Source organism: Curtobacterium sp. MCBA15_008, assembly GCF_001865065.1.
Taxonomy (GTDB): Bacteria; Actinomycetota; Actinomycetes; order Actinomycetales; family Microbacteriaceae; genus Curtobacterium.
Genome location: NZ_MJGN01000075.1, coordinates 21,231 through 47,952, shown reverse-complemented (window position 1 = coordinate 47,952; position 26,722 = coordinate 21,231). Strand labels below are relative to the sequence as shown.

25 protein-coding genes are annotated in these 26,722 nt (G+C 73.0%); 12 read left to right on the top strand and 13 right to left on the bottom strand.

Annotated features, from left to right (window positions below; all coding sequences use genetic code 11):
- Nucleotides 1-61: 61 nt before the first annotated feature.
- Genes BIU96_RS18440 through BIU96_RS18430 form a run of 3 tightly spaced genes read right to left on the bottom strand, consistent with a single transcriptional unit; the run spans nucleotide 62 to nucleotide 3,032 of the window.
- A complete protein-coding gene (locus BIU96_RS18440) occupies nucleotides 62-931 on the bottom strand; it encodes an ABC transporter permease (protein ID WP_071294064.1) in 870 nt (289 codons plus the stop codon).
- Nucleotides 931-1,698, bottom strand: coding sequence for an ABC transporter ATP-binding protein (locus BIU96_RS18435; RefSeq protein ID WP_071294063.1), 768 nt, complete (start codon nucleotides 1,696-1,698; stop codon nucleotides 931-933). Before BIU96_RS18435 ends, BIU96_RS18440 begins: the two co-directional genes overlap by 1 nt.
- Before the next feature lie 35 nt (nucleotides 1,699-1,733).
- Nucleotides 1,734-3,032, bottom strand: a complete 1,299-nt coding sequence (locus BIU96_RS18430) for an amidohydrolase family protein (protein ID WP_071294062.1) — start codon at nucleotides 3,030-3,032, stop codon at nucleotides 1,734-1,736.
- 153 nt (nucleotides 3,033-3,185) lie between these two features.
- On the opposite strand from BIU96_RS18430, the gene BIU96_RS18425 reads away from it, so the two are divergent.
- Both BIU96_RS18425 and BIU96_RS18420 read left to right on the top strand, forming a co-directional pair.
- The gene (locus BIU96_RS18425; RefSeq protein ID WP_071294061.1) at nucleotides 3,186-3,800 is read left to right on the top strand and encodes a helix-turn-helix domain-containing protein; all 615 of its coding nucleotides are present in this window, start codon (nucleotides 3,186-3,188) and stop codon (nucleotides 3,798-3,800) included.
- Nucleotides 3,797-4,777 carry a PDR/VanB family oxidoreductase gene (locus tag BIU96_RS18420; RefSeq protein WP_217642299.1) on the top strand — a complete coding sequence of 327 codons (981 nt, stop codon included), beginning with the start codon at nucleotides 3,797-3,799 and terminating at the stop codon, nucleotides 4,775-4,777. The genes BIU96_RS18425 and BIU96_RS18420 overlap by 4 nt, the downstream gene beginning before the upstream one ends.
- A 67-nt stretch (nucleotides 4,778-4,844) precedes the next feature.
- Here BIU96_RS18420 and BIU96_RS18415 read toward each other — a convergent pair whose 3' ends face one another.
- A complete protein-coding gene (locus BIU96_RS18415) occupies nucleotides 4,845-6,242 on the bottom strand; it encodes an amidohydrolase family protein (RefSeq protein WP_071294060.1) in 1,398 nt (465 codons plus the stop codon).
- Between the two features lie 122 nt (nucleotides 6,243-6,364).
- Here BIU96_RS18415 and BIU96_RS18410 point away from each other — a divergent pair, with 122 nt between their 5' ends.
- Nucleotides 6,365-7,660, top strand: a complete 1,296-nt coding sequence (locus BIU96_RS18410) for an amidohydrolase family protein (RefSeq protein WP_071294059.1) — start codon at nucleotides 6,365-6,367, stop codon at nucleotides 7,658-7,660.
- Nucleotides 7,661-7,848: 188 nt separating this feature from the next.
- Here the strand turns inward: BIU96_RS18410 and BIU96_RS18405 are convergent, their stop codons facing one another.
- From BIU96_RS18405 to BIU96_RS18395, 3 genes are read right to left on the bottom strand one after another with little or no spacing between them, the layout of a single operon-like run.
- Nucleotides 7,849-8,853 (bottom strand): XdhC family protein, encoded by a 1,005-nt coding sequence (locus tag BIU96_RS18405; protein WP_071294058.1) that lies wholly within the window; start codon nucleotides 8,851-8,853, stop codon nucleotides 7,849-7,851.
- Nucleotides 8,853-11,630: a molybdopterin cofactor-binding domain-containing protein gene (locus tag BIU96_RS18400; RefSeq protein ID WP_071294057.1), complete on the bottom strand. Its 2,778-nt coding sequence runs from the start codon at nucleotides 11,628-11,630 to the stop codon at nucleotides 8,853-8,855. Before BIU96_RS18400 ends, BIU96_RS18405 begins: the two co-directional genes overlap by 1 nt.
- Nucleotides 11,627-12,445 (bottom strand): xanthine dehydrogenase family protein subunit M, encoded by an 819-nt coding sequence (locus BIU96_RS18395; protein WP_071294056.1) that lies wholly within the window; start codon nucleotides 12,443-12,445, stop codon nucleotides 11,627-11,629. The genes BIU96_RS18400 and BIU96_RS18395 overlap by 4 nt, the downstream gene beginning before the upstream one ends.
- Nucleotides 12,446-12,728: 283 nt before the next feature.
- Here BIU96_RS18395 and pucL point away from each other — a divergent pair, with 283 nt between their 5' ends.
- Both pucL and BIU96_RS18385 read left to right on the top strand, forming a co-directional pair.
- Complete coding sequence (pucL, locus tag BIU96_RS18390) at nucleotides 12,729-13,685, top strand: factor-independent urate hydroxylase (RefSeq protein WP_071294055.1); 957 nt, start codon at nucleotides 12,729-12,731, stop codon at nucleotides 13,683-13,685.
- On the top strand, nucleotides 13,682-14,299 hold the full coding sequence (locus tag BIU96_RS18385) for an NTP transferase domain-containing protein (protein ID WP_254786244.1): 618 nt from the start codon (nucleotides 13,682-13,684) through the stop codon (nucleotides 14,297-14,299). The genes pucL and BIU96_RS18385 overlap by 4 nt, the downstream gene beginning before the upstream one ends.
- On the opposite strand, the gene BIU96_RS18380 is transcribed toward BIU96_RS18385, so the two are convergent.
- Both BIU96_RS18380 and BIU96_RS18375 read right to left on the bottom strand, forming a co-directional pair.
- Nucleotides 14,288-14,620 carry a hypothetical protein gene (locus tag BIU96_RS18380; protein WP_071294054.1) on the bottom strand — a complete coding sequence of 111 codons (333 nt, stop codon included), beginning with the start codon at nucleotides 14,618-14,620 and terminating at the stop codon, nucleotides 14,288-14,290. The two genes, BIU96_RS18385 and BIU96_RS18380, sit on opposite strands and share 12 nt — an antisense overlap.
- 36 nt (nucleotides 14,621-14,656) lie before the next feature.
- Complete coding sequence (locus tag BIU96_RS18375; protein WP_071294053.1) at nucleotides 14,657-15,259, bottom strand: TetR/AcrR family transcriptional regulator; 603 nt, start codon at nucleotides 15,257-15,259, stop codon at nucleotides 14,657-14,659.
- Between the two features lie 119 nt (nucleotides 15,260-15,378).
- Between BIU96_RS18375 and BIU96_RS18370 the strand changes: the two genes are divergently transcribed.
- Nucleotides 15,379-16,371 (top strand): NADP-dependent oxidoreductase, encoded by a 993-nt coding sequence (locus tag BIU96_RS18370; RefSeq protein WP_071294146.1) that lies wholly within the window; start codon nucleotides 15,379-15,381, stop codon nucleotides 16,369-16,371.
- 83 nt (nucleotides 16,372-16,454) lie between these two features.
- Entirely contained in the window at nucleotides 16,455-16,853 is a 399-nt protein-coding gene (locus BIU96_RS18365) for a hypothetical protein (RefSeq protein WP_071294052.1), read from the top strand.
- A gap of 86 nt (nucleotides 16,854-16,939) precedes the next feature.
- Here BIU96_RS18365 and BIU96_RS18360 read toward each other — a convergent pair whose 3' ends face one another.
- Nucleotides 16,940-17,869 (bottom strand): NADP-dependent oxidoreductase, encoded by a 930-nt coding sequence (locus tag BIU96_RS18360; RefSeq protein WP_071294051.1) that lies wholly within the window; start codon nucleotides 17,867-17,869, stop codon nucleotides 16,940-16,942.
- A 97-nt stretch (nucleotides 17,870-17,966) separates the two neighbouring features.
- Between BIU96_RS18360 and BIU96_RS18355 the strand changes: the two genes are divergently transcribed.
- The 3 genes from BIU96_RS18355 (at nucleotide 17,967) to BIU96_RS18345 (ending at nucleotide 21,895) form a co-directional block, all read left to right on the top strand.
- Nucleotides 17,967-18,872 carry a serine hydrolase gene (locus BIU96_RS18355; protein ID WP_071294145.1) on the top strand — a complete coding sequence of 302 codons (906 nt, stop codon included), beginning with the start codon at nucleotides 17,967-17,969 and terminating at the stop codon, nucleotides 18,870-18,872.
- A 117-nt stretch (nucleotides 18,873-18,989) separates the two neighbouring features.
- Nucleotides 18,990-20,939 carry a potassium transporter Kup gene (locus BIU96_RS18350; protein ID WP_071294144.1) on the top strand — a complete coding sequence of 650 codons (1,950 nt, stop codon included), beginning with the start codon at nucleotides 18,990-18,992 and terminating at the stop codon, nucleotides 20,937-20,939.
- Nucleotides 20,940-21,046: 107 nt separating this feature from the next.
- Nucleotides 21,047-21,895, top strand: a complete 849-nt coding sequence (locus BIU96_RS18345) for a glycoside hydrolase family 16 protein (protein WP_071294050.1) — start codon at nucleotides 21,047-21,049, stop codon at nucleotides 21,893-21,895.
- Nucleotides 21,896-21,934: 39 nt separating this feature from the next.
- On the opposite strand, the gene BIU96_RS18340 is transcribed toward BIU96_RS18345, so the two are convergent.
- Nucleotides 21,935-22,510 (bottom strand): TetR/AcrR family transcriptional regulator, encoded by a 576-nt coding sequence (locus BIU96_RS18340; RefSeq protein WP_071294049.1) that lies wholly within the window; start codon nucleotides 22,508-22,510, stop codon nucleotides 21,935-21,937.
- Nucleotides 22,511-22,605: 95 nt separating this feature from the next.
- Here BIU96_RS18340 and BIU96_RS18335 point away from each other — a divergent pair, with 95 nt between their 5' ends.
- Nucleotides 22,606-23,487, top strand: a complete 882-nt coding sequence (locus BIU96_RS18335; protein WP_071294048.1) for an NAD-dependent epimerase/dehydratase family protein — start codon at nucleotides 22,606-22,608, stop codon at nucleotides 23,485-23,487.
- 471 nt (nucleotides 23,488-23,958) lie between these two features.
- Nucleotides 23,959-24,972 carry a glycoside hydrolase family 16 protein gene (locus tag BIU96_RS20465; RefSeq protein ID WP_139200146.1) on the top strand — a complete coding sequence of 338 codons (1,014 nt, stop codon included), beginning with the start codon at nucleotides 23,959-23,961 and terminating at the stop codon, nucleotides 24,970-24,972.
- A 60-nt stretch (nucleotides 24,973-25,032) separates the two neighbouring features.
- On the opposite strand, the gene BIU96_RS18320 is transcribed toward BIU96_RS20465, so the two are convergent.
- Nucleotides 25,033-25,911: a DUF808 domain-containing protein gene (locus BIU96_RS18320; protein WP_071294045.1), complete on the bottom strand. Its 879-nt coding sequence runs from the start codon at nucleotides 25,909-25,911 to the stop codon at nucleotides 25,033-25,035.
- Between the two features lie 123 nt (nucleotides 25,912-26,034).
- On the bottom strand, nucleotides 26,035-26,595 hold the full coding sequence (locus BIU96_RS18315; protein WP_083403072.1) for a GNAT family N-acetyltransferase: 561 nt from the start codon (nucleotides 26,593-26,595) through the stop codon (nucleotides 26,035-26,037).
- Nucleotides 26,596-26,722: the final 127 nt, after the last annotated feature.

Here is a 26,722-nt window from a genome sequence, read left to right as displayed (position 1 = left end):
CGCTGGGGTGTGGCGGCGGGCGCGGCGCGCTCGCCGCACTCGCCGCACTCGCCACGCGGGGTCAGCCGAAGTCGTGCCAGCGCCCGACGGCGAGGCGTCCGACGAGGCCGAAGACCAGGAAGACGGCGACGCCGTACAGCGAGGCGATGATGATCGTCGCGTAGAGCTCGGGGCCCATCAGGCGCGAGGCCGTCACCTGGATGAGGACGCCCAGCCCGGGGTTGCCGCGCTGGAAGAACTGGTCGCCGACGATCGCGCCGATGACGGACAGGCCGGCCGAGGTGCGCAGCCCGACGAAGATCGACGGCAGCGCGGCGGGGACCTGGAGCTTGACGAGCTGCGCGAGCCGGCTGGAGCGCTGCAGCTGGAACAGTTCGCGCTGGGCCCGGTCGGCCGACTGCAGCCCGAACAGGGTGTTCGACACCATCGGGAACAGGGCGATCATCACGGTGACGATGACCCGGCTGACGAACTCGTAGCCGAACAGGGCGCCGATCAGCGGCACGAGCGCCAGGATCGGCACGCACTGCAGCACGACGGCGTACGGGTAGAGCGAGTTCTCGAGCCACTTCGCCTGCGCCATCGCCATCGCCCAGACGACGCCGATCACGATCGCGAAGCCGAGGCCGGTGAGCGACACGACCGTGGTCCGGCCGAGTGCCGCCCAGAGGTCCGAGCCGAACGTCGTCGGCGCTCCGTTCATGCCGGTCGGCGCGACGATCGCCTTGAGGACGAGGTGCGGGTACGGCACCAGGAACGCGAGTTCCCGGACGTGGTCGTAGTAGTACGCGACGGCGTACCAGACGGTGACGAGCAGCGCGAACACGACGACGGGCTGCCACCAGGTGACCGAACGGCGGACGCGTGGTGCGGAACGGCGGGCGGCGGCGCGGGTCGCGCGGGCGTCGGCGACCTCCTGCAGGGTGGCCATCAGCGGTGTCCTTCCCGGAGTGCGTGCGAGACCTCGCCGACGAGCTCGGCGAACTCGGGGGTGAAGCGGATGTCGGGGTCGCGGGGCATCGGGAACGGCACGTCGAACCGGCCGACGATGCTGCCCGGACGGCCGGACATCACGATGACCTCGGTGGAGAGGTACACGGCCTCGGACACCGAGTGGGTGATGAAGAGGCCGGCGAACTGCTGCTCCACGAAGAGCCGGAGGAGTTCGTCGTTGAGGCGTTCACGGGTGATCTCGTCGAGGGCGCCGAACGGCTCGTCGAACAGGAACAGCTGCGGGTCGAGCGTCAGCGACCGGGCCAGGGACACGCGCATCCGCATGCCGCCGGAGAGCTGCTTCGGCAGGTTCGTCTCGAACCCGTTCAGCCCGACCAGGTCGATGGCGTGCTTCGCCTTGGCGGCCCGTTCGGCCTTCGGCACGTGCTGGAGCTCGGCGAGCAGCTCGACGTTGCCCTGCACGGACCGCCACGGCAGGAGGGTGGCGTCCTGGAACACGTAGCCGATCCGGTCCGCGGCGACCCCGGCGGTACCGTCCGAGGCGGTCTCGAGGCCGGACGCGATCCGGAGGAGGGTCGACTTGCCGCAGCCGGACGGGCCGACGACGGAGACGAACTGCCCCCGGTCGACGGTGAGGTCCACGCCCTGCAGCGCGATCGTGCCGTTCGGGAACGTCATCTCGACGTTCCGGAAGTCGAGCAGTGTGTCCGTCGCGGTGACGGGGGACGGTGCGGTGGTGGTCACGACTACCTCGTGTTCTCGTGCATGGGCGTGCGCGGTCAGGGAACGGGGACGGTTGCGGGCTCGGACTCGCGCGCCGGTGCGGCGTGGGTCCGGGCGGGGGCGGCGACGCTGCGCCGCACCTCGGTGCGGGCGACGAGGCGCCCGCGGGACAGGACGATGCGGTCGGCCGGGGCGTTCGCCACGGCGTCGGTGATGCTCGTCGCGGCGACGGCGAGCAGGTCGGCGCGTGCACCGGGCACGACGCCGGCGACCGGCAGCCCCATGACGCTGCGGGCGGTGTCGCTCACCATCGCGTACGCCTCCTCCGGCGTCAGGTGCCCGGCGGTGACGAGCAGGGACGCGGTCTCGAAGGCGTCGCTCCGTCCGACCGGGTTGAACGGGTCGCGGACGTTGTCGGCACCGGCGGCCACCCGGACGCCGGCGTCGAGGAGCGCCCGGATCGCCGTCAGCCCGCGCGGCGTCGCCACCGGGTGCTGCCACCCCTGCAGGTAGAGGTTGGTGATCGGGAGGGTGATGACGCCGAGGTCCGCGGCGGCCACGTCGGCGACGACCTCGGCGAGCCGCTCCGGGTGCAGGGTGCCGAGGCGGACGCAGTGCCCGGCGGAGTACTGCCGGTCGCGGGGCCAGTCGCGGACCGATCGGGCGTAGTGGTCGAGGGTGACGGGGCCGTCCAGGCTCTCGTCCGCGTGCAGGTCGACCCCGAGGCCGCGGTCGCGGGCGATGGCGAGCAGCCGGTCGACGTCCGCCGCGGGGTCCTCGGCCAGGTGCGGGGCGCCGCCGACCAGGTCGACGCCGAGGTCGAGGACGGCCGCCACGTGGTCGTCCGGGGCGAGGGGGCCGGCGAGGGCGACGAGCTCGATGTCCATCAGGTCGGCGAGTTCCTCCCGGACGCGCACCAGGGCCCGGGCACCGCGCACGGCGTCCGCGACCGTGGCGGAACCGTGCGCGCTGAGGACGTCGACGTGGCTGCGGACGGCGGTCGTGCCCGCGGCCAGCATCGCCAGTGCCTGGGTGCGGGCGCGGTCGGCGATCTCGTCGACCGACATCGTCGTCGCGTAGTCCGACCACGCGGCGATCGCCGAACCGAGGTCGCCGAGCGGCGGGTGGATGCGGTCGGCGCTGAGGGCCTTGTCGAGGTGGGCGTGCGGGTCGGCCGGGGCGGTCAGCAGCAGGCGTCCGGCCAGGTCGAGCGTGCTCTCGGCCGGGGCACCGAGGGACCCCGCGGGCACGACCTCGGTCACGTGTTCGCCGCGGATCGCGACGTCGACGAGCCCGCCGTCGGGCAGCAGGGCGGACCGCAGGAGGGTGATCCGGCGGGGCAGTGACGACTCCATGGGACCCTCTCGATCGTGTGTGACAATGTTGATCGCATCAACATTCACGATGCTAGGTGCGGCGTGTTTCCCACCCGTTTCCAGCCGGTTGCCGACTGTGACGAGCAGTCGCTCCCGGAACGCCCACCGCCCCCAGACCACGAACGGAGCGCGATGCCCACCGACCTCCTCGACGCCGATCGCGTCGTCGACGAACAGGCCAGACGGATCGGCGAACACGTCCGGAGCCGCCGCCGTGCCGCACGGATGACCCTCGTGCAGCTCGCCGACCGCACCGGGCTGTCGCACCCGTTCCTCAGCCAGGTCGAGCGCGGACACTCCCGTGCGAGCATGGTCTCGCTCGAGAAGATCGCCGCGGCGCTCGACACCACGCAGGTCGCACTCCTGGCCGCCGCAGCACCCGAGCGCGAGGAGCCCGACGACCAGACGCCGGAGGTCATCCGCGCCGGCGAGGGTGCGCGCGGACCGTTCTCCAGCGGCGAGGCGCGGCTGCTCGTGCACGCCGGACCGCACGCCTTCGAACCGCTCGAGTGGGTCGGGGACAACACCGACCTCGGCGAGTACTTCGAGCACCACGAGGACGAGTTCCTGACGGTGCTCGCCGGCGACGTCCTGCTCGACCTGCGGGGTCGACCGCCGCTGCGGCTCGGACCCGGCGACTCCGCGTACTACCGCGGCGGGACCGGGCACCGGTGGGCGAGTGCCGACGGCAGCCGGTTCCACATGATCGTCGTCAAGGAGTCCCCGCGCACCGGAGCGGCGTCGTGAGTGCCGCGCCGACCACGGCCGTCCCGACCGGTGCCGACCTGCGACGCCGCGTCCGCGTCGCCGGTCGGGAGCGCGTGACCGACGACGTCGTGGTGCTCGACCTCGCCGCACTCGACGGCACGCCGCTGCCGGACTGGGAGCCCGGCGCCCACATCGACCTCGAGGTCGCGCCCGGCACCGAGCGCCAGTACTCCCTCGTCGCGACCACGCCGGACGGGCACTGGCGGATCGCCGTCCTCCGCGAAGCCGCCGGCCGGGGCGGATCGGCCGCGGTGCACGACGGACTCGACGTCGGGGCCGAGACCACGGTCGCCGGCCCGCGGAACCACTTCGGCTTCGACCCCGGTCGCCCGGCGGTGTTCGTCGCGGGCGGCATCGGCATCACGCCGATCGCCGCGATGGTCGCTGCCGCGGAACGCGCCGGCACACCGTGGGAGCTGCACTACGCGGGTCGACGGCGGGACCGGATGGCGTTCGCGGACGCGCTCGTCGGCGATCACCCGGACCGGGTCGCGCTCGCCGTCTCCGACGAGGGCACCCGGCTCGACCTCGACGCGCTGCTCGGGCCGGTCCGTGACGCCGTCGTCTACTGCTGCGGCCCGCGCCGGCTGATGGACGCGGTCGAAGCGGCCACCGCGCGCTGGCCTGCCGGGAACGTCCGGGTCGAGCGCTTCGAACCCGCGGCGGACGTGGACGCACCGGGTGAGCCCTTCGAGGTGGAGCTCGCCGTCACCGGGGTCACCGTCACGGTGCCGGCCGACCGGACCCTGCTCGAGGTCGCCGAGGAAGCGGGCTCGTTCGTGCTGTCGTCCTGTCGCGAGGGCACCTGCGGGACGTGCGAGACGCCCGTGCTCGAGGGCGCGGTCGACCACCGCGACACCGTGCTGAGCCCCGAGGAACAGGCCGACGACCGCACCATGATGGTCTGCGTGTCCCGCGCCCGACGCGGCTGCCCGCGCTTGGTCCTGGAACTCTGATCGCGTCGGACGGGAGGCGGTGCGCGCGACGTGCGCACTGCCTCCCGTCCGTCCCGTCCTTGCCCCGCTACGGGCGTTCGGTGTCGTCGAGCGGCGCGCCGGTGAGCGCCGACAGGCGCTCCAGGCCCGCCTCGGCGACCAGTTGCCGTGCGAGCGGCCGCGCCCGCGCGACCGCCTCGTGCACGTCGACGCGGGTGACCTCGCCGTCGGCCAGGCTCAGCTCACCGTCGACCCAGACGTCCTTGACCTCGCGGCTGCCGGCCACGAACACGACCGCCTGGTAGGGGTCGTGGACGTTCGCCAGGGTCGGGCTCTCGCCGTCGAACACGACCAGGTCCGCGCGCTTGCCGGGCTCGAGCGAGCCGATCGTGTCGTCCATGCGCAGTGCGCGGGCGCCGCCGATCGTCGCCATCTCGAACGCCTCGCGGGCGCTCATCGCGGTGGCCTGCAGGTCGCGGACCCGGGCGAGCAGGGCCGCGGTCTTCATCGCCTGCAGGAAGTCCTGCGAGTCGTTCGACGCCGGGCCGTCCACCCCGATCCCGACCGGCACGCCCAGCGCGCGGAACTCGGCGACCGGCGCGATGCCGCTCGCCAGGATCCCGTTCGCCACCGGGTTGTGGGCGACGCCGACGCCGTTCGTCGCGTACCGCTCGCGGTCCTCGCGGTCGACCCAGACACTGTGCGCGGCGATCACCGGCACCTGGAACATGCCCGTCGCCTCGGCGTGGCCGATCGCCGTCCGGCCGGTCCGCTGTCGTGCCGCGGTGACCTCCTCGCGCACCTCGTGGAAGTGCACGTGCACGCCGTGTCCGCCGGCGACGGCGTAGTCGACGTGCTCCTGCCAGGTGTCGTCGGTGTAGCGGCCGATCGACGAGACGCCGACGCGGAACGAGCTGTAGCGGCTGGCGTCGGCGGCTTCGCGGAGGGCCTCGAACTCCTCGAGGATCGGTGTCGCCCCGAAGTCGCGGTCGACGTCACCGGAGCCGAACGACACCACGCCGCGCAGGCCGAGCTCCTCGAGCGCCTGCACGACCCCGGGCGTCGCCGGTTCGTCGGGCATCGGGTCGGCGCAGAACATGTCGTTCGCGGTCGTGACGCCGCTCCGGAGCATCTGGATGCCCTGCAGCATCGTGCCCGCGTACGCCTTCTCGCGGGTCATCACCGGGTTGACGCGGCCGATCAGGGCGGTGAGCCACTCCCAGAGCGTGTACTGCGAGCCGATGCCCGTGATGAGCCCCTCGCTGAAGTGCCCGTGGGTGTTCACGAAGCCGGGCGTGACGACGTCGTACGCGCCGCCGCGCACCGTCGCCTCGGGGTGGGCGGCCGAGAGCTCCGCGAAGGTCCCGACCGCCGCGACCTTGTCGCCGTCGAGCAGGACGGCCCCGTCGCGGATCGCTGCGGGCGTGGCGGAGTCGTCCGGTGCGGCGGTGAGCACCCAGCCGGCGCGGATCAGGGTCTGAGACATGCTGCGACCGTACGGGCCCGGTGTTCCGCGGGGGTTACGGGCGGGTTTCCCGGAAGGCCCCGGCGACCGGACGGGAACGGGCCGTCACGGGCCGGAAACAGCGGGCTGCTAGAAACGCCTGCATGCTGACCGTCACCGGCGCCCGCCGCGTCCTCGTCGACCCCCGGACCGAGCGCGACGGCGACGTCGTCGTGGACGACGGCAGCGACGTCGCGAGCACCCTCGACGCGTCGGGGTGCGTCGTCACCCCTGGCCTCGTCAACGCGCACCACCACCTGCTGCAGACCGCGTTCCGGACGCTCCCGGGGACCCGTGGGGTGCCGATGGCGGACTGGCTGCCGACGATGGCGCAGGCGTACGCGCGGGTCGGGCACGATCCCGAGCTCTACGGGTTGGCGGCGTCCGCCGGGGCCGCCGAGGGCCTCCTGTCCGGGGTCACGACCATCGCCGACCACCACCTGAACTGGCCTGCCGACGCGACCACCGACGACACGGTGGCGCTCGCCGCCGCGACGGTCGACGCCGTGCGGGGGCTCGGTGGCCGGCTCGTGTTCGTCCGTGGTTCGGCGCGGGACGACGCCCAGCGAGCCGCGACGTCTGCGGACGCGATCGCGTCGGGGCTGCTCCACGCGGAGGCCGTGGGCGGCGTCGACCCGGACGGCTTGCTGCAGGTGGCCGTCGGGCCGGCGGGGGTGCACTCCGACGGCGAGGCCACGTTCCGCGCACTCGGCGAGGTCGCCGCGCGGCACGGTCTCCGACGACGCACGCAGGCGAACGAGCAGGTCGACACGGCGATCGCACTGGAACGGTACGGGCGGCGGCCCCTCGACCTGCTCGACGAGTGGGGGTGGCTCGCGCCCGACGTCACGATCGCCCACCTGTGCGACGTGACCGACGACGAGATCACGCGCATCGCCGCGTCCGGTGCGAGCGCGACGCACGCGCCGGGCTGCGACGTGCCGATGGGCTGGGGGATCGCGCCCGTCGCGCGCCTGGCCGCGGCGGGGATCACGGTCGGTCTCGGCACGAGCGGTGGCGGCAGCAACGACGCGGGCCACCTGCTCGCGGACGGCCGGCTCGCGATGCAGGTCTCCGCGCTCGTCGGGCCACAGCTGCCGGCTCGGCAGGTGCTCGGCATGATGACCGAGGGATCGGCGGTCGGGCTCGGGCGTCCCGAGCTCGGGCACCTCGGTGCCGGGTCCGCCGGTGACCTGTGCGTGTGGGACGTCTCCGGTGTCGCGGACGCGGGGGTCGACGACGTGGTGGCCGGTCTGCTCTGGGCGTCGCCCGGTCGCCGGCCCCGGCACGTCGTGGTCGGCGGGCGTGTGGTGGTCCGGGACGGGAGGCTCGTGTCGGCTGACGAGCGCGAGGTGGCGGCCCGGCTCGCCGAGCGGTTGGCGCGGACGCCGGCCCGGTGACGCGGGGGCGCGCGGCGTTCGATGCGTGCGAACCCTGCGACACGGCACGCGTCGAACGACAAGTGGGATGTCGGAACATGCGCACGCACCAGATGCATGCGCACCTTGCGACACCACACGCGTCGAACGACAGGTGGAACGTCGGAACATGCACACGCACCAACGCCCACGGCCCCCCGCGCCGTGCGTCACACGCGCAGCGCCTCGCCCCGTCGCCGGTGCAGGGGCCCCTCGCCGCCGGTGAGCGCGCCACCGCCGGCCCCGTTCCGCACCGCGATCACCTCGGCCATCACCGCGATCGCGATCTCCGCCGGCGTCACCGCACCGATGTCGAGCCCGATCGGGGACCGGAGCCGCCCGAGGTCCGGCGTCCCCAGCGCCCGGAGCTCCTCGAGCCGCCGCTCGTGTGTCGCGCGGGACCCCATCGCGCCGACGTAGCCCGCACCACGCCGCAGTGCGAGGTCGATCACCGCCGCGTCGAACCGGTCGTCGTGGGAGAGCACCACGACCGCGGTGCTCGCGTCGACGGGTGTCTCCGCGAGCACCCGGGTCGGCCATCCGACGACGCGCTGGTCGGCGGCCGGGAAGCGCTCGTCGGTGAGGAACACCGGGCGCGGGTCCACGACGGTGACGGCGTAGCCGAGGACCGCCGCCGCGTTGGTCACCGCAACGGCGAACTCGACGGCACCGACCACGATGCACCGGGGACGGGTGTCGGCCCGCTCGGTGAAGACCCGTCCGCGGCAGCCCTCCGGCGCGGTGACGACGGTGGCGAGCGTCCCCGGGTCGAGCGAGAGCGCCAGGGACACCGGGGCGCCGGTCTCGGCCCGTCGCAGGGCGTCGACCACCGCGTGGTCGTCCGGCGCGACCCGGTGCACGAGGACCTCGATCCGGCCGCCGCACCGGAGCGCGGGCGCCCACACCGCATCGGGGTCGCCGTCCGGTCCGGTCTCGTCGAACCCGAACCGCTCGAGGACCGCGACGCCCGTGGCGAGCACCTCCTCCGCGGTGCCGTACAGCGACCCCTCGACGCAGCCGCCGGAGATGGTCCCGACGACCTCGCCGCCGGGCAGGATCGCCATCGAGGTCCCGACGCCGCTCGGCGCGCTGCCCTGCATCGAGACGGCCGTCGCGACGACAACGGGGTCACCCGCGTCGAGCACGGCCAGGAGGCGCGGTGCGAGTTCGAACATCAGGCACCTCCGGCGTCGGTCGCGTTGGCGATCAGGGCCCAGACCCGGTCCCGCGTCATCGGCAGCCGGTACGGGCGGATCCCGATCGCGTCACGTACGGCGTTGGCGACCGCCGGTGCGACGGGGTTGTACGGCGCCTCGCTCATCGACTTCGCCCCGAGGGGCCCGAGGGGGTCGTGCGTCCGGGCGAAGAGCACCTCGGTGCGCGGCACGTCGGAGATCTTCGGCACCCGGTAGGAGCGGAAGGCGTCGGTGAGGACCCGACCGGTGTCGTCGAGCAGGACCTCCTCGTACAGGGTCGAGCCGATCGCCTGCGCCGACCCGCCCTCGACCTGACCGCGCAGCTGCTCGGGGTTGAGGACCGTCCCGGCGTCGACCGCCTGGACGCTCTGCAGCACCCGGACCTCACCGGTGGGGCGGTGCACGGCCACGCGTGCGCCGTGCACCGTGAACGCCAGCGACCGCGGCGTGCCGTCGTGGCGTCCGTGTGCGAGCAGCGGCCCGTCGGCGAGCAGCTCGTCGTGCCCGACCAGTTCGTCCCCGATCCGGACGCCCTCGGGGCCGACCGCGATCGCGGGGCCGAGCGGGCCGTCGGCCGTGCGGGGTGTGCGCGCGCCGACGATCGCCATCGCACGGGCGACCAGGTCGTCTCGGAGCGTCTGTGCTACGGCGTACAGCGCGCGCCCGGCGACCACGACCCCCGCCGACCCGAACGCGCCGGTGTCGTGCTCGGCGGCGTCGGTGTCGGACTGGTGCACGTCCACCCGATCGGGCGTGGTGCCGAGCGCGTCCGCGACGAGCTGCGTGTGCACCGTCGTCGTGCCGTTGCCGAACTCGGCCGTGCCGACCCCGATCCGGTAGCGCCCACCGGGCCGGAGCTCCACCGTGGTGTGGGCGTGGTGGCCGCGCGGCGGCATCGTCGCGATGGCCGCGAGGGCGATCCCGGTGCCGTACGCCCAGTCCGGCGAGTCGTCGAGCACGGGGCCGTCCATCCGGGGGACCTCGGGGAGCGGGCCGGCGAGGGCGTCCTCGACGAGGTCGAGGCACTGGTCGAGGCCGTAGCTGCCCTCCCACCGCAGGTCGGTCTCCTCGTCGGGGTCGGTGACCACCAGCGGGTCCCCGGGCACGATCACGTTCCGGCGGCGCAGGTCGACCGGGTCGATGCCGAGCTGCCGTGCGAGTTCGTCCATCGCGGACTCGATCGCGAAGACCACCTGCCCGAGGCCGTAGCCGCGGAAGGCCCCGGCAGGGAGGTTGTTCGTGTACACCGACTCCGCGTCGACCCGCTTCACCGGGCACCGGTAGACCGCGACGGACTCGCTGACCGAGTGGAACATCACGCCGACGCCGTGGTTGCCGTACGCGCCGGTGTCCATGGTCTGGTCGACGTGCATCGCGGTGAGCGCACCGTCAGCGGTCGCGCCGAGCCGGACCCGCACGCGCATCGGGTGACGCGTCGGCGCGATGGTGAACTCGTCCTGCCGGCTGTACTCGTACTGCACGGTGCGTCCGGTGCGGAGGACGGCCAACGTGACGAGGTCCTCGGTGAGCAGCTCCTGCTTGCCGCCGAACCCGCCACCGACCCGCTTCGCGACCACGCGCACGCGCTCCGGGTCGAGCCCGAAGACGCGCGCGATCTCGTCGCGCACCAGGAACGGCACCTGCGTGGCGGTCCGCAGCACGAGGCGTCCGTCCGCGTCCAGCCGCCCCCGTGTGGCGTGCGTCTCGAGCGCCGCGTGGGAGACACGCCCCGTCGACCAGGTGCCGTCGACGGTCGCGTCGGCCGTGGCGAGGGCGGCGTCGACGTCGCCCGTCGCACCGTGCAGCGCCGCGACGACGTTCCGCTTCGGTTCGGCGATCCGGTGCTCGGCCGTCGACTTCTCGCCGTGCAGCAGGGGAGCGCCCGGCCGTCGTGCCTCGTCCGGGTCGTGCACGCTCGGCAGCACCTCGTACTCGACGCGGACCAGGTCGCACGCCAGCTCGGCGGTCCGGACGCTGTCGGCGACGACGGCCGCGACGCGCTGGCCACGGAAGCGCAGCACGCGGTCGAACACCAGCGTGTCGTCGGGGTCGTCGAGCCGCGACTCGTGCCGGCCCGTCGAGAAGAGCACCCCGGGGTCGTCGTGGTGGGTCAGGACGGCGTGCACGCCGGGCAGGGCCTCGGCCGCCGTCGTGTCGATGGCGGTGATCCGGGCGTGCGGGTGGGGGCTGCCGAGCACGGCGAGGTGCAGCAGCGCCTCGGTGCCGCGCACGTCGAGGGTGTACTCCTCCTGCCCGGTGACGATCCGCCGTGCGGCCGGGGCAGCGACGGAGCGGCCGATCGCCTCCCCGGCGCCGGCGCAGGCGGTGTTCGTCACGCCGTCCAGGGCGTCCTCGATCGCCCGGTACCCGGTGCACCGGCAGAGGTTCCCCTTCAGCCTGCGGTGGCGGTCGGCCAGGTCGTCGGGGTCGAGGGTGGACGCGGTCACCACGAAGCCCGCCGTGCAGAACCCGCACTGGAACGCGGCCGCGTCGGCGAAGGCGCGCTGCACGGGGTGCGGGTCCTCCGGGGTGCCGAGCCCGGCGGCGGTGGTCACCGAGCGGCCCTCCAGCCGGTGTGCCGGGGTGATGCAGGAGTGCACCGGGACGCCGTCGACGAGCACAGAGCAGGCTCCGCAGTCGCCCGCGTCGCAGCCCTTCTTCACCGAGGTGACGCCGTGCTCGCGCAGCAGCGTGCGGAGGACCTGGCCGGGCTGCGGGTCCACCTCGAACGGGGCGCCGTCCACGTCGATCCTCATGCCGCCACCGCCGTCGTCCGGGCGGCTTCGTCGCGCAGCTCGTGCGCGAAGCGGGTGCTCACGGCGCGACGCCACGCGGGGGAGCCGTGCGGGTCGTCGTACCAGTCGTCGTGCGCACTCAGGGCCTCGGCGAGCACCTCGGCGCGGGGCACCGACGGGAACCGGAGCACGAGCGGCCGGGGCGTCGCCGCGGTCACGACGAGCACGAACCCCGCCGACGACCACCGGGCGGTGACGAGCGAGCCGGACCGGCCGTGCGGGCTGAGCGACACCCGGCGGAACCCGGTCGTCGCGGTCAGCGCCGCCTCCGGCACCTCGAACGACCGGATGACCTCGTCGGTGCCGAGGTCGAGCGTCCGGACGCCGAGCACGAGCTCCGCCACCGGGACCCGGCGCTCCCCGCCGTCCGACGTCCAGACGACCGCGGTCGCGTCGAGCGTGCTCAGCAGCGCGGTCATCGCGCCGGCGGGCAGCCCCACAGCCACGTTGCCACCCACGGTCGCGCTGTTCCAGACCTTGAACGACGCGAGCAGCGCGTTCGCGCACCGGTCGACGAGCGGCCACGCCGACCACTCCGGTTCCGGACGCAGCCGGAGCAGGGCCGCGATCGTGCAGGTCGCCGCGATCGTCAGCGAGCCGGGCGCCCGGTCGACGTCCGGCCAGCCGAGCGCGGTGAGGTCGACGAGTCCGGTCAGGCCGGGCTGCTCCTCGGAGAAGAGCCAGGTACCCCCGGCGAGCGGGCGGTCACCCGCGGTCAGGGCGAGGTCGTCGCGGCGCGTGGGCGTCCGCACGGTGCGGACGGTGACGAGGTCCATGGAAGGGTCCGATCGGAGTGGTCGAGGGGGAACTGAGGACACGTCCCCGCCGTCGGCCGTGCGCGATCATCCCGCGGTTCCACGCCGAGGTCGGACGCGTCGAGCTGCTGGCGCTGCCGCTGCTGTGCACGACGACCTCCTCGGATCGGATCTGGTGTCGGCCACCGTACGGAACGGGTGTTTCAGCGTGGTTACGGGCCGGGAACACTCGGTGACGGCGGTCGCGACAGGCCGTCACCTGCCGGAGACACCGCCGAAACAACCGGGTGGAATCCTCCGGGACATGACCGACACGACCACGGGCACCCCCGCGAGCCCGACCTCGACCGCCACGACCGTGCACCTCGGTGCCAACCAGTACGGGAAGGCCGAGGTCCGGCTCGTCCGGGTGACGCGCGACACCCCGCGGCACGAGATCGAGGACCTGACGATCACGACACAGCTGCGGGGCGCGGCGCTCGCCGACTCGTACACCGACGGTGACAACGCCAAGGTCCTCGCCACGGACACCCAGAAGAACACCGTCTACGCCTTCGCCCGCGAGCACGGCGTGCACACGCCGGAGGACTTCCTGCTCCGCCTCGGTCGGCGCTTCACGAGCGCGTTCGACTGGTACGAGGGCGCCACGCTCTCCGCCGAGCAGCACGCCTGGGAGCGGATCGCGGTGGACGGCAGCGAGCACGACCACGCCTTCGTCCGCGCCGGCCGCGGTACCCGGACCGCGGTCGTGCAGGTCGACGGCCAGGACGTCCACGTAGTCGCGGGCGTCACCGACCTCACCGTCCTCAAGTCGACCGGCAGCGAGTTCCACGGGTTCCCGCGGGACGGCTACACCACGCTCGCCGAGACCGACGACCGCATCCTCGCGACCTCGGTGACGGCCCGCTGGCGGTACACGCCCGAGGCCGTCGCGGCCGGGATCGACTACGACGCGCTGTACCGAGGGGTCCTCGACCGGATGCTCGCGACCTTCGCCGAGCTGCACTCGCTGGCGCTCCAGCAGACCCTCTTCGCGATGGGCCGCGCGGCGATCGAGGCATTCCCCGAGATCGCGGAGGTCCGCTTCGCGATGCCGAACAAGCACCACTTCCTGGTCGACCTGGCGCCGTTCGGCCTCGACAACCCGGGCGAGGTCTTCTTCGCCGCCGACCGGCCGTACGGGCTCATCGCCGGCACGGTCGTCCGCGACGGCGTCGCCGAGGCGCCCGCGGCCTGGACCGCCGTGCCGGGCTTCGTGTGACGGCGGAGGGCGGTCGCACCACGGGGCTCCTGCTGGCGGCCGGCGCCGGGACCCGGATGGGGCGGCCGAAGGCCCTCGTCGCGGGCCCGGACGGCACCCCGTGGACGGTGCACGCCGCGGCGACGATGCTCACGGGCGGCTGCGACGACGTCGTCATCGTCCTCGGTGCGCGCGCCGACGAGGCCGCCCTGTTGCTGCACGACCGGCCCGGCGTGCGCACCGTCGTCGCACCGGACTGGGCGCGCGGCCTCGGCGCGTCGCTCTCGCGGGGCCTGGCGGCGCTGGCCGCGTCGTCCACCCCGGTCGACGCCGCGCTCGTCTCGCTCGTCGACCTGCCGAGGCTGCCGTCGGCAGCGGTGCGACGGGTCCTCGGGGAGCGGGCCGGACGGACCGGCGCCGTGCGGCAGGCCGAGTACGCGGGGCGCCCGGGGCACCCGGTCCTGATCGGCCGAGCGCACTGGGCGGCCGTGTCCGACCACCTCGACGTGGCCGCAGCCGATCCGTCGACCGCGGACCGTGGCGCGGGTGCCTGGCTGCGAGCCGTCGGCGCCGAGGCCGTGCCGTGCGCCGACCTCTGGGACGGCGCCGACCAGGACCGGGTCTCAGGCCCCTGACTCCGAGAACAACACCACCAGCGTGGCCACCAGGCCGATCACCACGATCGCCAGGTCGAGCACGGCCAAGGTGACGAGCCGTGCACGCCGCGGTCGCACGGCAGCCCGCACGACCACCATCGCCACGAACAGCACGACCACGGCGACGAGTGCCGGCCACCCCACGCCCGGCGAGCGGATCGCCATCAGGACCATCACGGCGGCGACGAGCACCGCGGTGACGGCACCCCACACGAGCCAGTTCGATCCGGATGCGGTGCGCAGTGCCGGCTGGTCACCGACACGGGTTGGATCGGTCTGGTGCGGCTGGTGGTCTGACACGGCCCGGACCGTACGCGGACGGCGCTCCCCGGGGTCTCAGCGCCGCAGCACCGCTCGCACCTGCGCCTCGATGTCGCCCATCACCGCGTCGACGTCCGGCGTCGTCGTCGCGGCCATCGCCAGGAACGTCACCGCCGAGACCGCGCGGGCGAGCTGCACGGCGTCGTCGTGCCCGGTCCCGTCACGTTCGATGATCGCGACCAGCTCGGCCTCGGTCTGCGCCACGATGGTCAGTGCAGCGGCGTGGTTCGGCTCGGACGGGTCCCCGAAGACCATCTCCCGCAGGTACGTCCGTCCGTTCTCGACCTGCTCGCGGTTGCAGGCGACCACCGGCCGCACGAGCGCGAGGACCGCGGGGACGGCCGACGTCGACGACCCGGCCGCGGAACGCGCCGCAGCGCGCCCCGCTTCGAGTGCTTCGGCGTAGTGGGCGTTCTGGACGAGCAGCAGCAGCTCGCCCTTGGTCCGGGCGTAGAGGAACAGGGTGCCGGTGCCGATGTCCGCGGCGTCGGCGATCTGCTGCGTCGTGACGTCGTCCACCCCGTGCTCGGCGAAGAGCGTGGCCGCGGCGGCGACGATCCGGTCGAGCTTCTCCTGCTTGTTCCGCTCGCGGCGACCGCCGGTTGTCGATTCGGGCACTCCTGGTCCTTCCGCCGCCGTCGTCGTCCCTCATCCTGCCACGGCCTCTTGACGATCGGGCTGAGTGCACTCAGTATTGAGTGTACTCACCGACCGAGACGAACCGAGATCGGACGACCATTCAGGCATTCGTGCTCACCCGCTACCAGCAGCCCCTCGAGCTCCGGGACGTCCCGGAGCACGTCGTCGGACCCGGCGACGTGCTCGTCCGCGTCGAGGCGGCCGGCCTGAACCAGCTCGACGAGAAGATCCGGCTGGGCGAGTTCAAGGCGATCCTGCCGTACGACCTGCCGCAGGTCCTCGGGCACGACGTCGCCGGCACGGTCGTCAGCGTCGGGGACCACGTCCGCGCGTTCCGACCCGGCGACCGGGTGTACGGACGACCGCGGAAGGACCAGGTCGGCACCTTCGCCGAGCGGGTCGCCGTGGCCGAGCAGGACCTCGCGCCGATCCCCGCCGGCCTGAGCACGGTCGAGGCGGGGTCGCTCCCGCTCGTCGCCCTGACGGCCTGGCAGGCGCTCGTCGAGCGCGGCGACGTCCGCCCCGGGCACCAGGTGCTCGTGCACGCCGGCGCAGGGGGTGTCGGTTCGATCGCGATCCAGCTCGCGAAGCACCTCGGCGCGACGGTCGCGACGACCGCGAGCGCAGCGAACGCCGACTTCGTCCGGTCGCTCGGCGCCGACGTCGTGATCGACTACCGGAACGAGGACTTCGAGGCGCTGCTCGACGGCTACGACCTCGTGCTCGACAGCCTGGGGGGCGACAACCTCGCGAAGTCCCTCCGTGTGCTGCGGCCCGGCGGACGCGCGATCGGGATCGCCGGCCCGCCGGACCCGGCGTTCGCTCGGGGTGCGGGGCTCAATCCCCTCGTACGGCTCGCCGTCGCCGGGCTGAGCCGGAAGGTGCGCTCGCAGGCGGCCGCGCTCGAGGTCGGCTACGAGTTCCTGTTCATGCACGAGAGCGGCGCGCAACTCCGTGAGCTGTCGGTGCTCGTCGAGGCCGGGGCGGTCCGTCCGGTGGTCGGTCGGACCGTCTCCTTCGCCGAGACCGCAGACGCGCTCTCCGCAATGGCGTCCAGTGGCGTGCGCGGCAAGACCGTCGTCGTGTTCTGACCGAGTAGCGGACAACGCTCCGCTCAGCCTGTACGTTCACAGCGAGGTCGCTGAACGCAATCGAGTCCCAGGGAGCAGAACACATGGCAAACACCACCGCAGGTCGCCCGACCTCCGTCACCGTCTCGTTCGTCATCTGGCTGGTGGTCGTCCTCGCGAACATCATCCAGGGCATCATCAGCCTGGTCTCGGGCAGCGGGTCGTCCGCGGCCGAGAGCGTCGGCACCGCTCCGCTCGTCGGAGGCGCGATCTTCGCGTTCGTCCTGGCCGTGATCGAGCTCATCATCGTCTTCAAGATGCGCGACGGCCGCAACTGGGCCCGCATCGTCCTGCTCGTCCTCGCCATCCTGCAGGTCATCGGTGTCGGCGTCGGCGCGGCCTCCGGTGGCAACGCCTTCGGCTGGATCGGAGCCGTCGCGGTGATCGTCGCGACCGTGCTCATGTTCGTCGGCGGCGCGAACGGCTACTTCCGCCGTCGCTGACGACGTGCTCCCGGGTCGCGACGCGACCCGGTGACGGACTGGAGGCGCGGTGCCAGCTGGCACCGCGCCTCCAGTCCGTTCCGTGGTCAGGCGAGCACGACCACCTTGCCGGCGACCCGCCCGGCCTCGGCCTCGGCGTGGAGCGCCGGCAGCTCCGCGAGCGTGATGCGCCTGGTGACCTCGACCGTCAGGTCGCCCGCGTCGACGAGGGCGACGAGCTGGGTGAGGCGCTCCCGGTTCGGCAAGACGAACACGGTTGCAGCACGCACCCCGCGTGCCGCATCGTCGGGCGTCGCCATGAAGGCGGTGGTGCTCACGACGATCCCGCCGTCGCGCACGGCGGCGACGTCGGCGGCGAACTGCTCCGGGTCGAGCGGCGCGAGGTTGAGCAGCACGTCGACCTGCCCGTCGAGCGCGTCGAGCGGCGCGGTCGTGGTGTGGTCGATCACCTGGTCGGCGCCGGCTGCCCGGACGGCGTCGGCGCTCCGGGGGCTGGCCGTGGCGACCACGGTGACACCGGCACGCTTCGCGAGCTGGACGGCGTACTTGCCGACGACGCCCCCGGCGCCGACGATGAGCACCCGCTGCCCGGCCGTCAGGTGCCCGTCGTCGAAGAGTGCCTGCCGCGCGGTCAGGGCGACCGAGGGCAGGGCCGCAGCGTCGGCGAGCGGGATGCTGGTCGGCGCTGGTACGAGTGCCTCGACCGGGGCCACGACGTACTCCGCGGCACCGCCGTCGCGCTCCATCGGCAGGAACCCGATCACCTGATCGCCGACCGCGATGCCCTCGACGCCGTCGCCGAGCGCGTCGACCGTGCCGGACACGTCGTAGCCGGGCACGTGCGGGAGGCTGATCGGGATCGGCAGGAACCCGCCCCGCATCCCGCCGTCGGCGGCGTTGTAGGCGGACGCCGCGACGCGGATCCGCACCTCGCCGGTACCGGGAGTCGGCTGCTCCACGTCGACGATCTCGAGGACCTCGGGTCCTCCGACCCGTCCGAACTGCACTGCCTGCATGGTTGCTTCCCCTTCGTTGTTGCTTCGATTTCGAAGCACTAGGGGAACGGTAGCACTGCTTCGAACTCGAAGCAACAGGTGCGAGAGGATGGGATCCGTGAGCCGTGCCCAAGCGATCCTCGACGCCCTCGTCCGCCAGGTCGACGCGACCGGCTTCGTCGCCCACGGGGTGCACGTGCTGGTCGGCGACGACACCGCCGAACACCACTGGACGCCGGACGTCCGGCGCGAGGTCCACTCCGTCGCGAAGGGCGTGTGCGTCCTCGCCACCGGCATCGCCGCCGACGACGGGCTGGTCGACGTCGACGTCCCCGTCGGTCGGTACCTGCCCGAGTTCGTCACCGGCCCCGGCGTCGACGCGGTCACCCTCCGGCACCTCCTGACGATGACGAGCGGCATCGACATGCCGTGGTCGCCGACGGAGCGGAGCGACTGGCCGGACCTCGCCGCCGAGTTCCTCGGGCGGCCCTCCCGCGGCCGGGTGTTCCAGTACGCGAACGCGAGCACGTACACCGCGATGCGCGTCCTCGAGACCCGTGTCGGCGACGTCGGGGCGTTCGTCTCGGAGCGGGTGTTGGCCCCGCTCGGCATCGACGGCGTGGAGTGGGAGCGCTGCCCGAACGGGTACGTCGCGGCAGGGGAGGGGATCGCGCTGCGCACCGAGGAGCTCGCGCGGATCGGTCGCCTGATCCGTGACCGCGGTGTGGTCGACGGGCAGCGGGTCGTGAGCGGTCGGTGGTGCGATGCGATGCACACGGACTGGATGCGGCGCGAGGGCACCGACCCCGCGTACGACCGCCATGCGATGGCCGGCTGGGGTGGGCCGGGCCGGCTCTGGCGGCTGCACGGGGCGTTCGGCCAGATGCTCCTGTTCGACGAGGGCGAGGGCGAGGGCGAGGGCGAGGGCGGCGGAACCGTCGTCACCGTGACCGCCGACGACCACGCCGGCGCCGACGCGTTCGCCGCGTCCGTCGCCGACGAGCTGGCCCGCCGACTGCCCTGACGCACCAGGACGGCCGCGCAGCGCACGCATGTGCGCCACCTGCGAGCGTGAGCCCCCCGCCGGTGCGATGATGAGCGGCGGCCGTCGCCCGGACGGCCGGAGACGGAAGTGACGAGCGTGACCGAGACCCGCTCTCAGACACCGACGACCGAGACGACCGACGACGGTCGTCACGGCCCGGGCAAGGGCATCGCCGTCCTGGCCCTCGCCGCCCTCGGCGTGGTGTTCGGCGACATCGGCACGAGCCCGCTGTACGCGCTGCGGACGGTGTTCACGATCGACGACGGCCTGGTCAAGGCCAACCAGGAGGACGTCTACGGCGTCATCTCGATGATGTTCTGGAGCATCACGATCATCGTCTCGATCAAGTACGTCCTCGTGCTCATGCGGGCGGACAACGACGGCGAGGGCGGGGTGATGGCGCTCGCCGCGCTCGCCCGACGGCTGTACGCGAAGCGCCGCGGCGGGGCCACGATCTTCCTCGTCATCGGGATCGTCGGCGTCTCCCTCTTCTACGGCGACTCGGTGATCACGCCCGCGGTCTCGGTGCTGTCCGCGGTCGAGGGGCTCGGCACGGCGGCGCCGTCGGTGGGGCACCTCGTCGTGCCGATCGCGGCGGTCATCCTGGTCGTGCTGTTCGCCGCGCAGCGGTTCGGCACCGGCAAGGTCGGCAACCTGTTCGGCCCGGTCATGCTGCTCTGGTTCGTGGTGATCGCCGCCGCCGGCGTGCCGCACATCCTCGCGCACCCCGGGGTCCTGCAGGGCCTCTCGCCGACGTGGGCGATCGCGTTCACGTTCGCCCACCCGTACATCACCTTCGTGGCGATGGGCGCGGTCGTGCTGGTGATCACCGGTGCCGAGGCGCTGTACGCGGACATGGGGCACTTCGGACGCACCCCGATCCTCCGCGCGTGGTTCTTCGTCGTGTTCCCCGCGCTCGTCCTCAACTACCTCGGGCAGGCGTCGCTCGTGCTGAGCGATCCGTCCACCGCGAAGGACCCCTTCTTCCTGCTGTTCCCGGACGGCCTGCGCCTGCCGGTGGTGGTGCTCGCGACGCTCGCCACCGTGATCGCGAGCCAGGCGGTCATCTCCGGGGCGTTCTCGCTCACCCGCCAGGCCGTCCAGCTCGGCCTGCTGCCGCCGCTGACGATCCGGCAGACGTCACGGCAGGAGAGCGGGCAGATCTACCTGCCGGCCGTCAACCTGCTGCTGTTCATCGGCGTGCTCGCGATCATGCTCGCGTTCCGGTCCTCGGCGAACCTCGCCACCGCGTACGGGGTGTCCGTCACCGGCGCGCTCGTCGTCGACACCCTCCTGCTGCTGCTCGTCGTGCGACCGCTCTGGAAGTGGAAGCCGTGGAAGCTCGTCGTCGCAGCCGTGGCGTTCGGCGGCCTCGAGCTGACGTTCCTGGCCGGCAACCTGTCGAAGATCATCCACGGCGGATGGGTGCCGCTCCTCATCGCCCTCGCCGTGATCACCGTGATGACCACCTGGCGGCGCGGGCGTGCCCTCGTGCAAGAGGAACGGAAGGAGCGCGAGGGGTCCCTCGCCGATTTCATCGAGCGGGTCAACGAGCACCACATCCCACGCGTGCCCGGGGTGGCGGTGTTCCCGCACCCGAACAAGGAGACCACCCCGCTGGCGCTCCGCGCGAACGTCGAGCACAACCACGTGCTGCACCGCACCGTGCTCATCGTGTCGGTCCTCACCGCCAACGTGCCCCACGTCCCGCACGCGAAGGCGTTCTTCCGCGACGACCTCGGCTACGAGGACGACGGCATCGACCACATCACGGTCAAGTTCGGCTTCTCGGACGACCAGGACCTGCCGAAGGCCCTGCACGCGGCCTGCCTGGCCGAGGTCCTCGACATCGACCCGGAGGAGATGCAGCGCGCGTCGTACTTCATCTCCCGCGGCGCGCTCCGGCCGACCGCCGGCAACCGCGGCATGGTGTCGTGGCGGAAGAAGCTCTTCGTCGGCCTCGCGCACAACGCCGCCGACCCCGCCGCGCGCTTCGGGCTGCCCGCGCAGCGCACCGTGACGATGGGGAGCGACGTCGAGATCTGATCCGCACCGATTCCTGACGGCCTGACTGCTAACGGCCTGCCCCGGACGCCCGATACTGCCTCGCACACACCACGTCCAGAGCATCCCCCACGCAGGAGGCAGTTCGCATGCGGTCCCCGTTCGTCGTCGTCGCCACCCTCACCGTCGCACTCGTCTCGACGACCGCCCTGGTCGGCGGTGCCCCGGTGTCAGCCCGGGCCGCCGCCCTGCCGGCGTCCTCCACCGCCACGGCGAAGATCGCCGAGTCGACCGCCCTCCCGCGCGGGAACGTGACGACGAACGGCCGCACCTGGAAGCAGTCGTACCGGCAGGACTTCACGACCGCGGCGACGCTCGGCACCGTGACGAAGAAGTACCCGGGCCTCGGCACCTACGACGGGTTCTCGGACACGACCGGCCGGGGGCGGTACGCGCCGGCGAAGGTCCTCAGCGTCAAGAACGGCGTGCTCGACTTCGCGCTCCGCACCGAGAAGGGGCAGCCGCTCGTCGCCGCGGTCATGCCGGACGGGTACGCGCCGCACCGGACCGGACGGGTGTCGATCCGGTACAAGACGACGAAGACGGCGGGCTACAAGTTCTCCACGATCCTGTGGCCGTCGAGCGACAACTGGAACGAGGGCGAGATCGACTGGCCGGAGGCCGACCTCGGCGCGCGCCCCCGCCCGGCGTCGGCGGTCCCCGGTAGCTGGTCAACGCGGACGGGCATGCGGTTCGAGCCCGGCAAGGAGGCCTTCGCGGCGACCGACTCGACGGGCTACCACGTGGCGACGACCGAGTGGGACAAGGGCATCGTCCGCTTCTACTGGGACGGCAAGCTCGTGACGTCCACCACGAAGGCGGTCCCGAAGACGCCCTTCCGTGTGACCCTGCAGGCCGAGACCACCACCAGCGGCGCGGCGATCCCGGCGTCCGCGGTCGGGCACGTCAGCGTCGACTGGGTCGCCGTCTGGAACTGACCCGGCGCTGAGGCCGCGACGGCGCCGTCCGGACGGGCGTCAGAGCGCCGCGGCCGCCGCGCGGAGTTCGTCGAGCGCGGCCAGGGCGTGTCCCGCAAGCGGGTCGTCGTCGGTCCGCCCCGAGCCGGACCACCGGTCGAAGCCCTGCTTGAACGCGAGCACGCCCATCTCGCTCGCGAGCCGTGCTGGTGCGACCGCGACGCCGCGCGCGAGGAGCGCCTCGGCCATCGCGGCCGCCATCCCCACGCTCTTCAGGGCGTCGCGCTCCTGCAGTTCGGCGCTCGCCGCGACCGCCGCCCGGAGCCGTGGGCCGAGTTCGCGGTTCACCGGACCCATCTCCTCCGATGCCCGAGCGAGCCCGGCGGCGACGGCGTCGAGCGGACCGCTGTCGGCCGGGGCCTCGGCGATCCCCTCGGCGAGGAGTCGGCTCAGCGTCTCCTGACCCGCCACGAGGAGTTCGCGCTTGTCGGGGAAGTGCCGGAAGAAGGTGCTCTTGGTCACGCCGGCGCGTTCCGCGATCTGCGTCACGGTGGTCTCGTCGTAGCCCTGCTCGGAGAACAGGTCGACGGCCGCCAGGACGAGCCGTTCCCGGGCTCCGGGTTCCCATCGCGCCATGCCGCCATCCTATCGACGGGACAATTGTCCCATCGCGGGTGTACGGTGATGAGACAACAGTCCCATCACTCGTGATCGCACTCCTAGGAGCACCCATGCACGTCTTCGTCACCGGTGGCACCGGCACGATCGGCACCGCCGTCGTCACCGAACTCGTCTCGTCCGGCCACACCGTCGCCGCATTGGCCCGGTCGGACCGTTCCGCAGCAGCCCTCACCGCCGCCGGGGCGACCCCCGTGCCCGGCTCGATCGCCGACCTCGACGTCCTCCGGGCCGGGGCGGCAGCAGCCGACGGCGTCGTCAGCCTCGCCTTCTCGAACGACTTCAGCTCGGCCGAGGCACTCGCCCGGGGCATCGCCGAGGAGTCCGCCGCCATGGCCGCCCTCGGCGAGGAGCTCGTGGGCTCCGACCGCCCCTTCGTCGTCGTCTCCGGGACGCCGTGGGTCCCCGGGCGGGCATCGGTCGAGACGGACCCGCTCCCGCTCGAGGGGCCGGTCGCCGGTCGCGCACGGTCCGTCCTCGCCGCACTCGCCCTCGCCGACCGCGGCGTCCGCGTGTCCGCCGTCCGCCTGCCCCGCACGGTGCACGCGGACGGAGCCGGGGGCTTCGCCGGCATCCTCACCGAGACGGCGCGGGGCTCCGGGGTCGCCGGGTACCCGGGCACGGGTGAGCAGCGCTGGCCGGCCGTGCACGCGCGGGACGCCGCGGTGCTCTTCCGCCTGGCGCTCGAGGGTGCGCCCGCCGGCACGGCCTGGCACGCGGTGGCGGACGAGGGTGACCGGGTCCGTGACCTGGTGGCGGTCATCGGCCGCCGACTCGGCCTGCCGGTCGAGCGGGTCGCGGACGAGGTGTTCGGCGAGTTCGCCCCCATCTTCGCGATGGACCAGCCCGCCTCCGGTGCGCACACGCAGCGCTCGCTGGGCTGGCAGCCCCGGCACCCGAGCCTGCTCGCCGACCTCGAGAACGTCACCCCGTGACGGACGGGAGGCGCGGCTCGGACCCGCACCGCGCCTCCCGTCCGTCACGGCGCGACAGGGCGCGGGGCGCCCCCGGGGACGCGGATCAGCTCCTCGTCGCCTCCGAGGTCGAGTGTTCACCTGCGAGTTCTCACAGGTGCGCTCGGCAACATGTCCCCCGTGCACAGCGCGTCGCCAGTCGATCCGGGCGAGTCGCCCGCGAATCGTTGCCCGATCGTGGCCGATCCGCACGGCTTACCCGCAAACGAGGGGTAGACCGATCATTCCCATGCCGGTGCGGATCGGCGGGGGATGCGTCGTGGACCGACACGGTTGCGCGCGCCGGAAGCTCAACACCTGTCGTCGATCTGTTGAGCAACAGTCGTTGTCGAGTGTCGAAGGGGGCCGACTGGGCACAACCTGGACAGGCGCGGCGATGTCGAGAAGGTACGGTTCCGCGTCCGTTCATGCTCGATCAGGAGGCAGCAACGCATGTGGAACCGAACAGCCGCCAGGGACTGGCGGCGGATCACCTCGTTCGTGGTGGCCGCCGGCACCGTCGCGGTGAGCGCGCTCGGCATCAGCTCGGCGCACGACCATCACCACCACCACCACGCCGGAGGCGACGCGGGCTCGAGCCCGACGCAGCCGGCGACCCCGACCCCGACCACCCCCACCTCGGACCCCACCGAGCCGACCCCGGCGCCGACCGCGTCGGCCCCCATCACGCCGGGTCCGGCACCGACCGGGTCGACCCCGACCCAGACCCCGACGACGCCGGCGAGTCCGGCGGGCAGCACGTCCTCGATGCCGACCGGCAACGTGACCTCGAACGGCCGCACCTGGGTGCAGAGCTACGCCGAGGACTTCACGACCGCCGCGGCCAAGGGTTCCGTGCTGCAGAAGTACCCGGAGATGGACGCCTACGACGGCTACAAGGACACCAGCGGCCAGGGCCTCTACGCCCCGGACAAGGTGCTCAGCGTCGCGAACGGCAACCTGGACTTCGACCTGCACTCCGAGAACGGGCAACCGCTCGTCGCGACGATCCTGCCGGACGGGTACTCCGCGCAGACCACCGGTCGCGTCTCGGTCCGCTACAAGACGACGAAGACCCCGGGCTACAAGTTCGTCGGCATGATGTGGCCGTCGAGCGACGACTGGAACCAGGGCGAGATCGACTGGCCCGAGGCCGACCTCGGCGGGGTTCCCCGTCCGGCGTCCGCGGTGCCCGGTACGTACTCGAACGGTGCGATGCAGTTCGAGCCCGAGTCCGAGCAGTTCGCACCGACGGACTCGACCGGGTACCACGTCGCCACGACCGAGTGGGACAAGGGAGCGGTCCGGTTCTACTGGGACGACAAGCTCGTCGCCACCACGACGAAGGCCGTGCCCACGGCGCCGATGCGCGTGACCCTGCAGGCCGAGACGTCGCTCGGTGGGGGCACCACGCCCGCGTCGAGCAAGGGCAGCGTGGACATCGACTGGATCTCCATCTGGAAGTGACCCCGCACCGCGGCGCCCGGACCACCATCGGTCCGGGCGCCGCGGCGTCCGGCTACCGCGTCAGTGGTGCTCGCGACCGCGCAGCCGCCCGATGCCGAGCACGATCCCGACGATGAGCATCCCGAGCACGACGCCGAAGACCGCCGAGACCGCGGTGTCGACGATCCACGTCACGACCGGTCCGGCCGCTTCGATCGCGTGCTCGATCGCGTGGAGCAGGTCGTACGGTCCGTGCCAGAACGTCTCGGCCAGGTTCGCGATGACGAGGTGCCCACCGACCCACAGCATCGCGACGGTGCCGACGACGCTGATCACCCGGAAGACGGCCGGCATCGCCCGCACGATCCGGGCGCCGGTGCGCCGGGTCCGCCGCACCGGGTGCTTCATCATCTGCAGGCCGATGTCGTCGACCTTCACGAGCAGCCCGACCGCGCCGTAGACCAGCGCGGTCATGCCGAGCCCGATCACCGCGAGCGCACCGACCGTCGGCCAGAACCCGAGGTCCGTGTCGAGGCTCGCGAGCGCGATGAGCATGATCTCGGTGCTGAGGATGAGGTCGGTGCGGATCGCCCCGAACACGAGCTTCGGCTCGGTCGTGGGCTCCGTCGACTCGGTCTCGTGGTGCGTGCCGAACCACTCCAGGACCTTCTCGGCCCCCTCGAAGCACAGGTAGGCGCCACCGAGGACGAGGAGCCACGGCAGCACCCACGGCGCGAACGCGGTCAGCAGCAGCGCCAGCGGGATGATGATGACGAACTTGTTGAACAGGCTGCCGAGCGCGATCCGCCCCACCACCGGCAGCTCCCGCGCCGGCTCGAGCCCCTGCACGTACTGCGGCGTCACGGCGGCGTCGTCGATGACGACGCCCGCGGTCTTCGCGCTGGCCTTGAGGGCGGCGGCGAGGATGTCGTCCACGACCGCGAGCAACCCGACTGACATCCGTCCTCCACTCGTCGCCTGTCCGTCCGTACAGACCAGCGGCTCACAGACTAGGGCCTGGAGGCGCGGTGCCAGGCCGCACCGCGCCTCCAGGCCCGCAGACGGAGACCGCAGAGCGGATTGTCAGAGGTCGAGCCGGTTCCAGACCTGCTCGCCGCGACCGTCGTCCGGTTCCGGGTGCGCCGCGGTCGCGGCGGGGTCGCGGACGAAGCCGAGCCGTCCGGCGACGGCGAACGACGGTGCGTTCCACGCACGGATCGTCGCCCAGAGGCGCGGGTACCCGGCGAAGCGTGCCGCGTCGACCACGGCGGCGGCTGCCTCGGTGGCGTAGCCGTGGCCGTGTGCGGCCTCGAGGAACTCGTAGGCCAGCTCCGGCTCGGCCGCGGTGGACCGCCCGACGACCAGCCCGCAGTACCCGAGGGCCGCACCCGTCCCACCGAGTCGCACCGGGTGGAGCGGCAGCGGTGTCCCGACCGTCGCGGCGAGGGAGCGGACGGAGGCGGTCGCGGCGTCGTGGTCCGGTCTGCCGTTCGTGCGCGGTGTCGGCGGCTCCCCACGACGCGCCGCCGAGGTGCTCCGTTCGGCGACGAGGTCGGCGTACCAGCCGGCATCGTCGTCGGCCCAGCCGCCGAGGACGAGTCGTGACGTCCGGATCGTCGAGGGCAGGGGGACCGGAGCGGACATGGTCCGACCGTACCCGCGGGTGGGAGCCGGCCGCTCGTGCGCATGCTGGCTGAACCGTGCGGGCTGCCAGTCGCCCGCGAGGACGGTGAGGTCAGCGGCGACCCCGCCGCCGGACAGCAGGAGGCTC

Bases quoted from the DNA above. Each gene is read 5' to 3' on its own strand.
- BIU96_RS18440 (WP_071294064.1), bottom strand. From the start codon at position 931: ATGGCCACCCTGCAGGAGGTCGCCGACGCCCGCGCGACCCGCGCCGCC.
- BIU96_RS18395 (WP_071294056.1), bottom strand. From the start codon at position 12,445: ATGGACCTCGTCACCGTCCGCACCGTGCGGACGCCCACGCGCCGCGAC.
- BIU96_RS18320 (WP_071294045.1), bottom strand. From the start codon at position 25,911: ATGTCAGTCGGGTTGCTCGCGGTCGTGGACGACATCCTCGCCGCCGCC.
- pucL (WP_071294055.1), top strand. From the start codon at position 12,729: ATGACCGACACGACCACGGGCACCCCCGCGAGCCCGACCTCGACCGCC.
- BIU96_RS18315 (WP_083403072.1), bottom strand. From the start codon at position 26,595: ATGTCCGCTCCGGTCCCCCTGCCCTCGACGATCCGGACGTCACGACTC.
- BIU96_RS18410 (WP_071294059.1), top strand. From the start codon at position 6,365: ATGCTGACCGTCACCGGCGCCCGCCGCGTCCTCGTCGACCCCCGGACC.
- BIU96_RS18365 (WP_071294052.1), top strand. From the start codon at position 16,455: ATGGCAAACACCACCGCAGGTCGCCCGACCTCCGTCACCGTCTCGTTC.
- BIU96_RS18340 (WP_071294049.1), bottom strand. From the start codon at position 22,510: ATGGCGCGATGGGAACCCGGAGCCCGGGAACGGCTCGTCCTGGCGGCC.
- BIU96_RS18335 (WP_071294048.1), top strand. From the start codon at position 22,606: ATGCACGTCTTCGTCACCGGTGGCACCGGCACGATCGGCACCGCCGTC.
- BIU96_RS18430 (WP_071294062.1), bottom strand. From the start codon at position 3,032: ATGGAGTCGTCACTGCCCCGCCGGATCACCCTCCTGCGGTCCGCCCTG.
- BIU96_RS18345 (WP_071294050.1), top strand. From the start codon at position 21,047: ATGCGGTCCCCGTTCGTCGTCGTCGCCACCCTCACCGTCGCACTCGTC.
- BIU96_RS20465 (WP_139200146.1), top strand. From the start codon at position 23,959: ATGTGGAACCGAACAGCCGCCAGGGACTGGCGGCGGATCACCTCGTTC.
- BIU96_RS18425 (WP_071294061.1), top strand. From the start codon at position 3,186: ATGCCCACCGACCTCCTCGACGCCGATCGCGTCGTCGACGAACAGGCC.
- BIU96_RS18415 (WP_071294060.1), bottom strand. From the start codon at position 6,242: ATGTCTCAGACCCTGATCCGCGCCGGCTGGGTGCTCACCGCCGCACCG.
- BIU96_RS18360 (WP_071294051.1), bottom strand. From the start codon at position 17,869: ATGCAGGCAGTGCAGTTCGGACGGGTCGGAGGACCCGAGGTCCTCGAG.
- BIU96_RS18400 (WP_071294057.1), bottom strand. From the start codon at position 11,630: ATGAGGATCGACGTGGACGGCGCCCCGTTCGAGGTGGACCCGCAGCCC.
- BIU96_RS18405 (WP_071294058.1), bottom strand. From the start codon at position 8,853: ATGTTCGAACTCGCACCGCGCCTCCTGGCCGTGCTCGACGCGGGTGAC.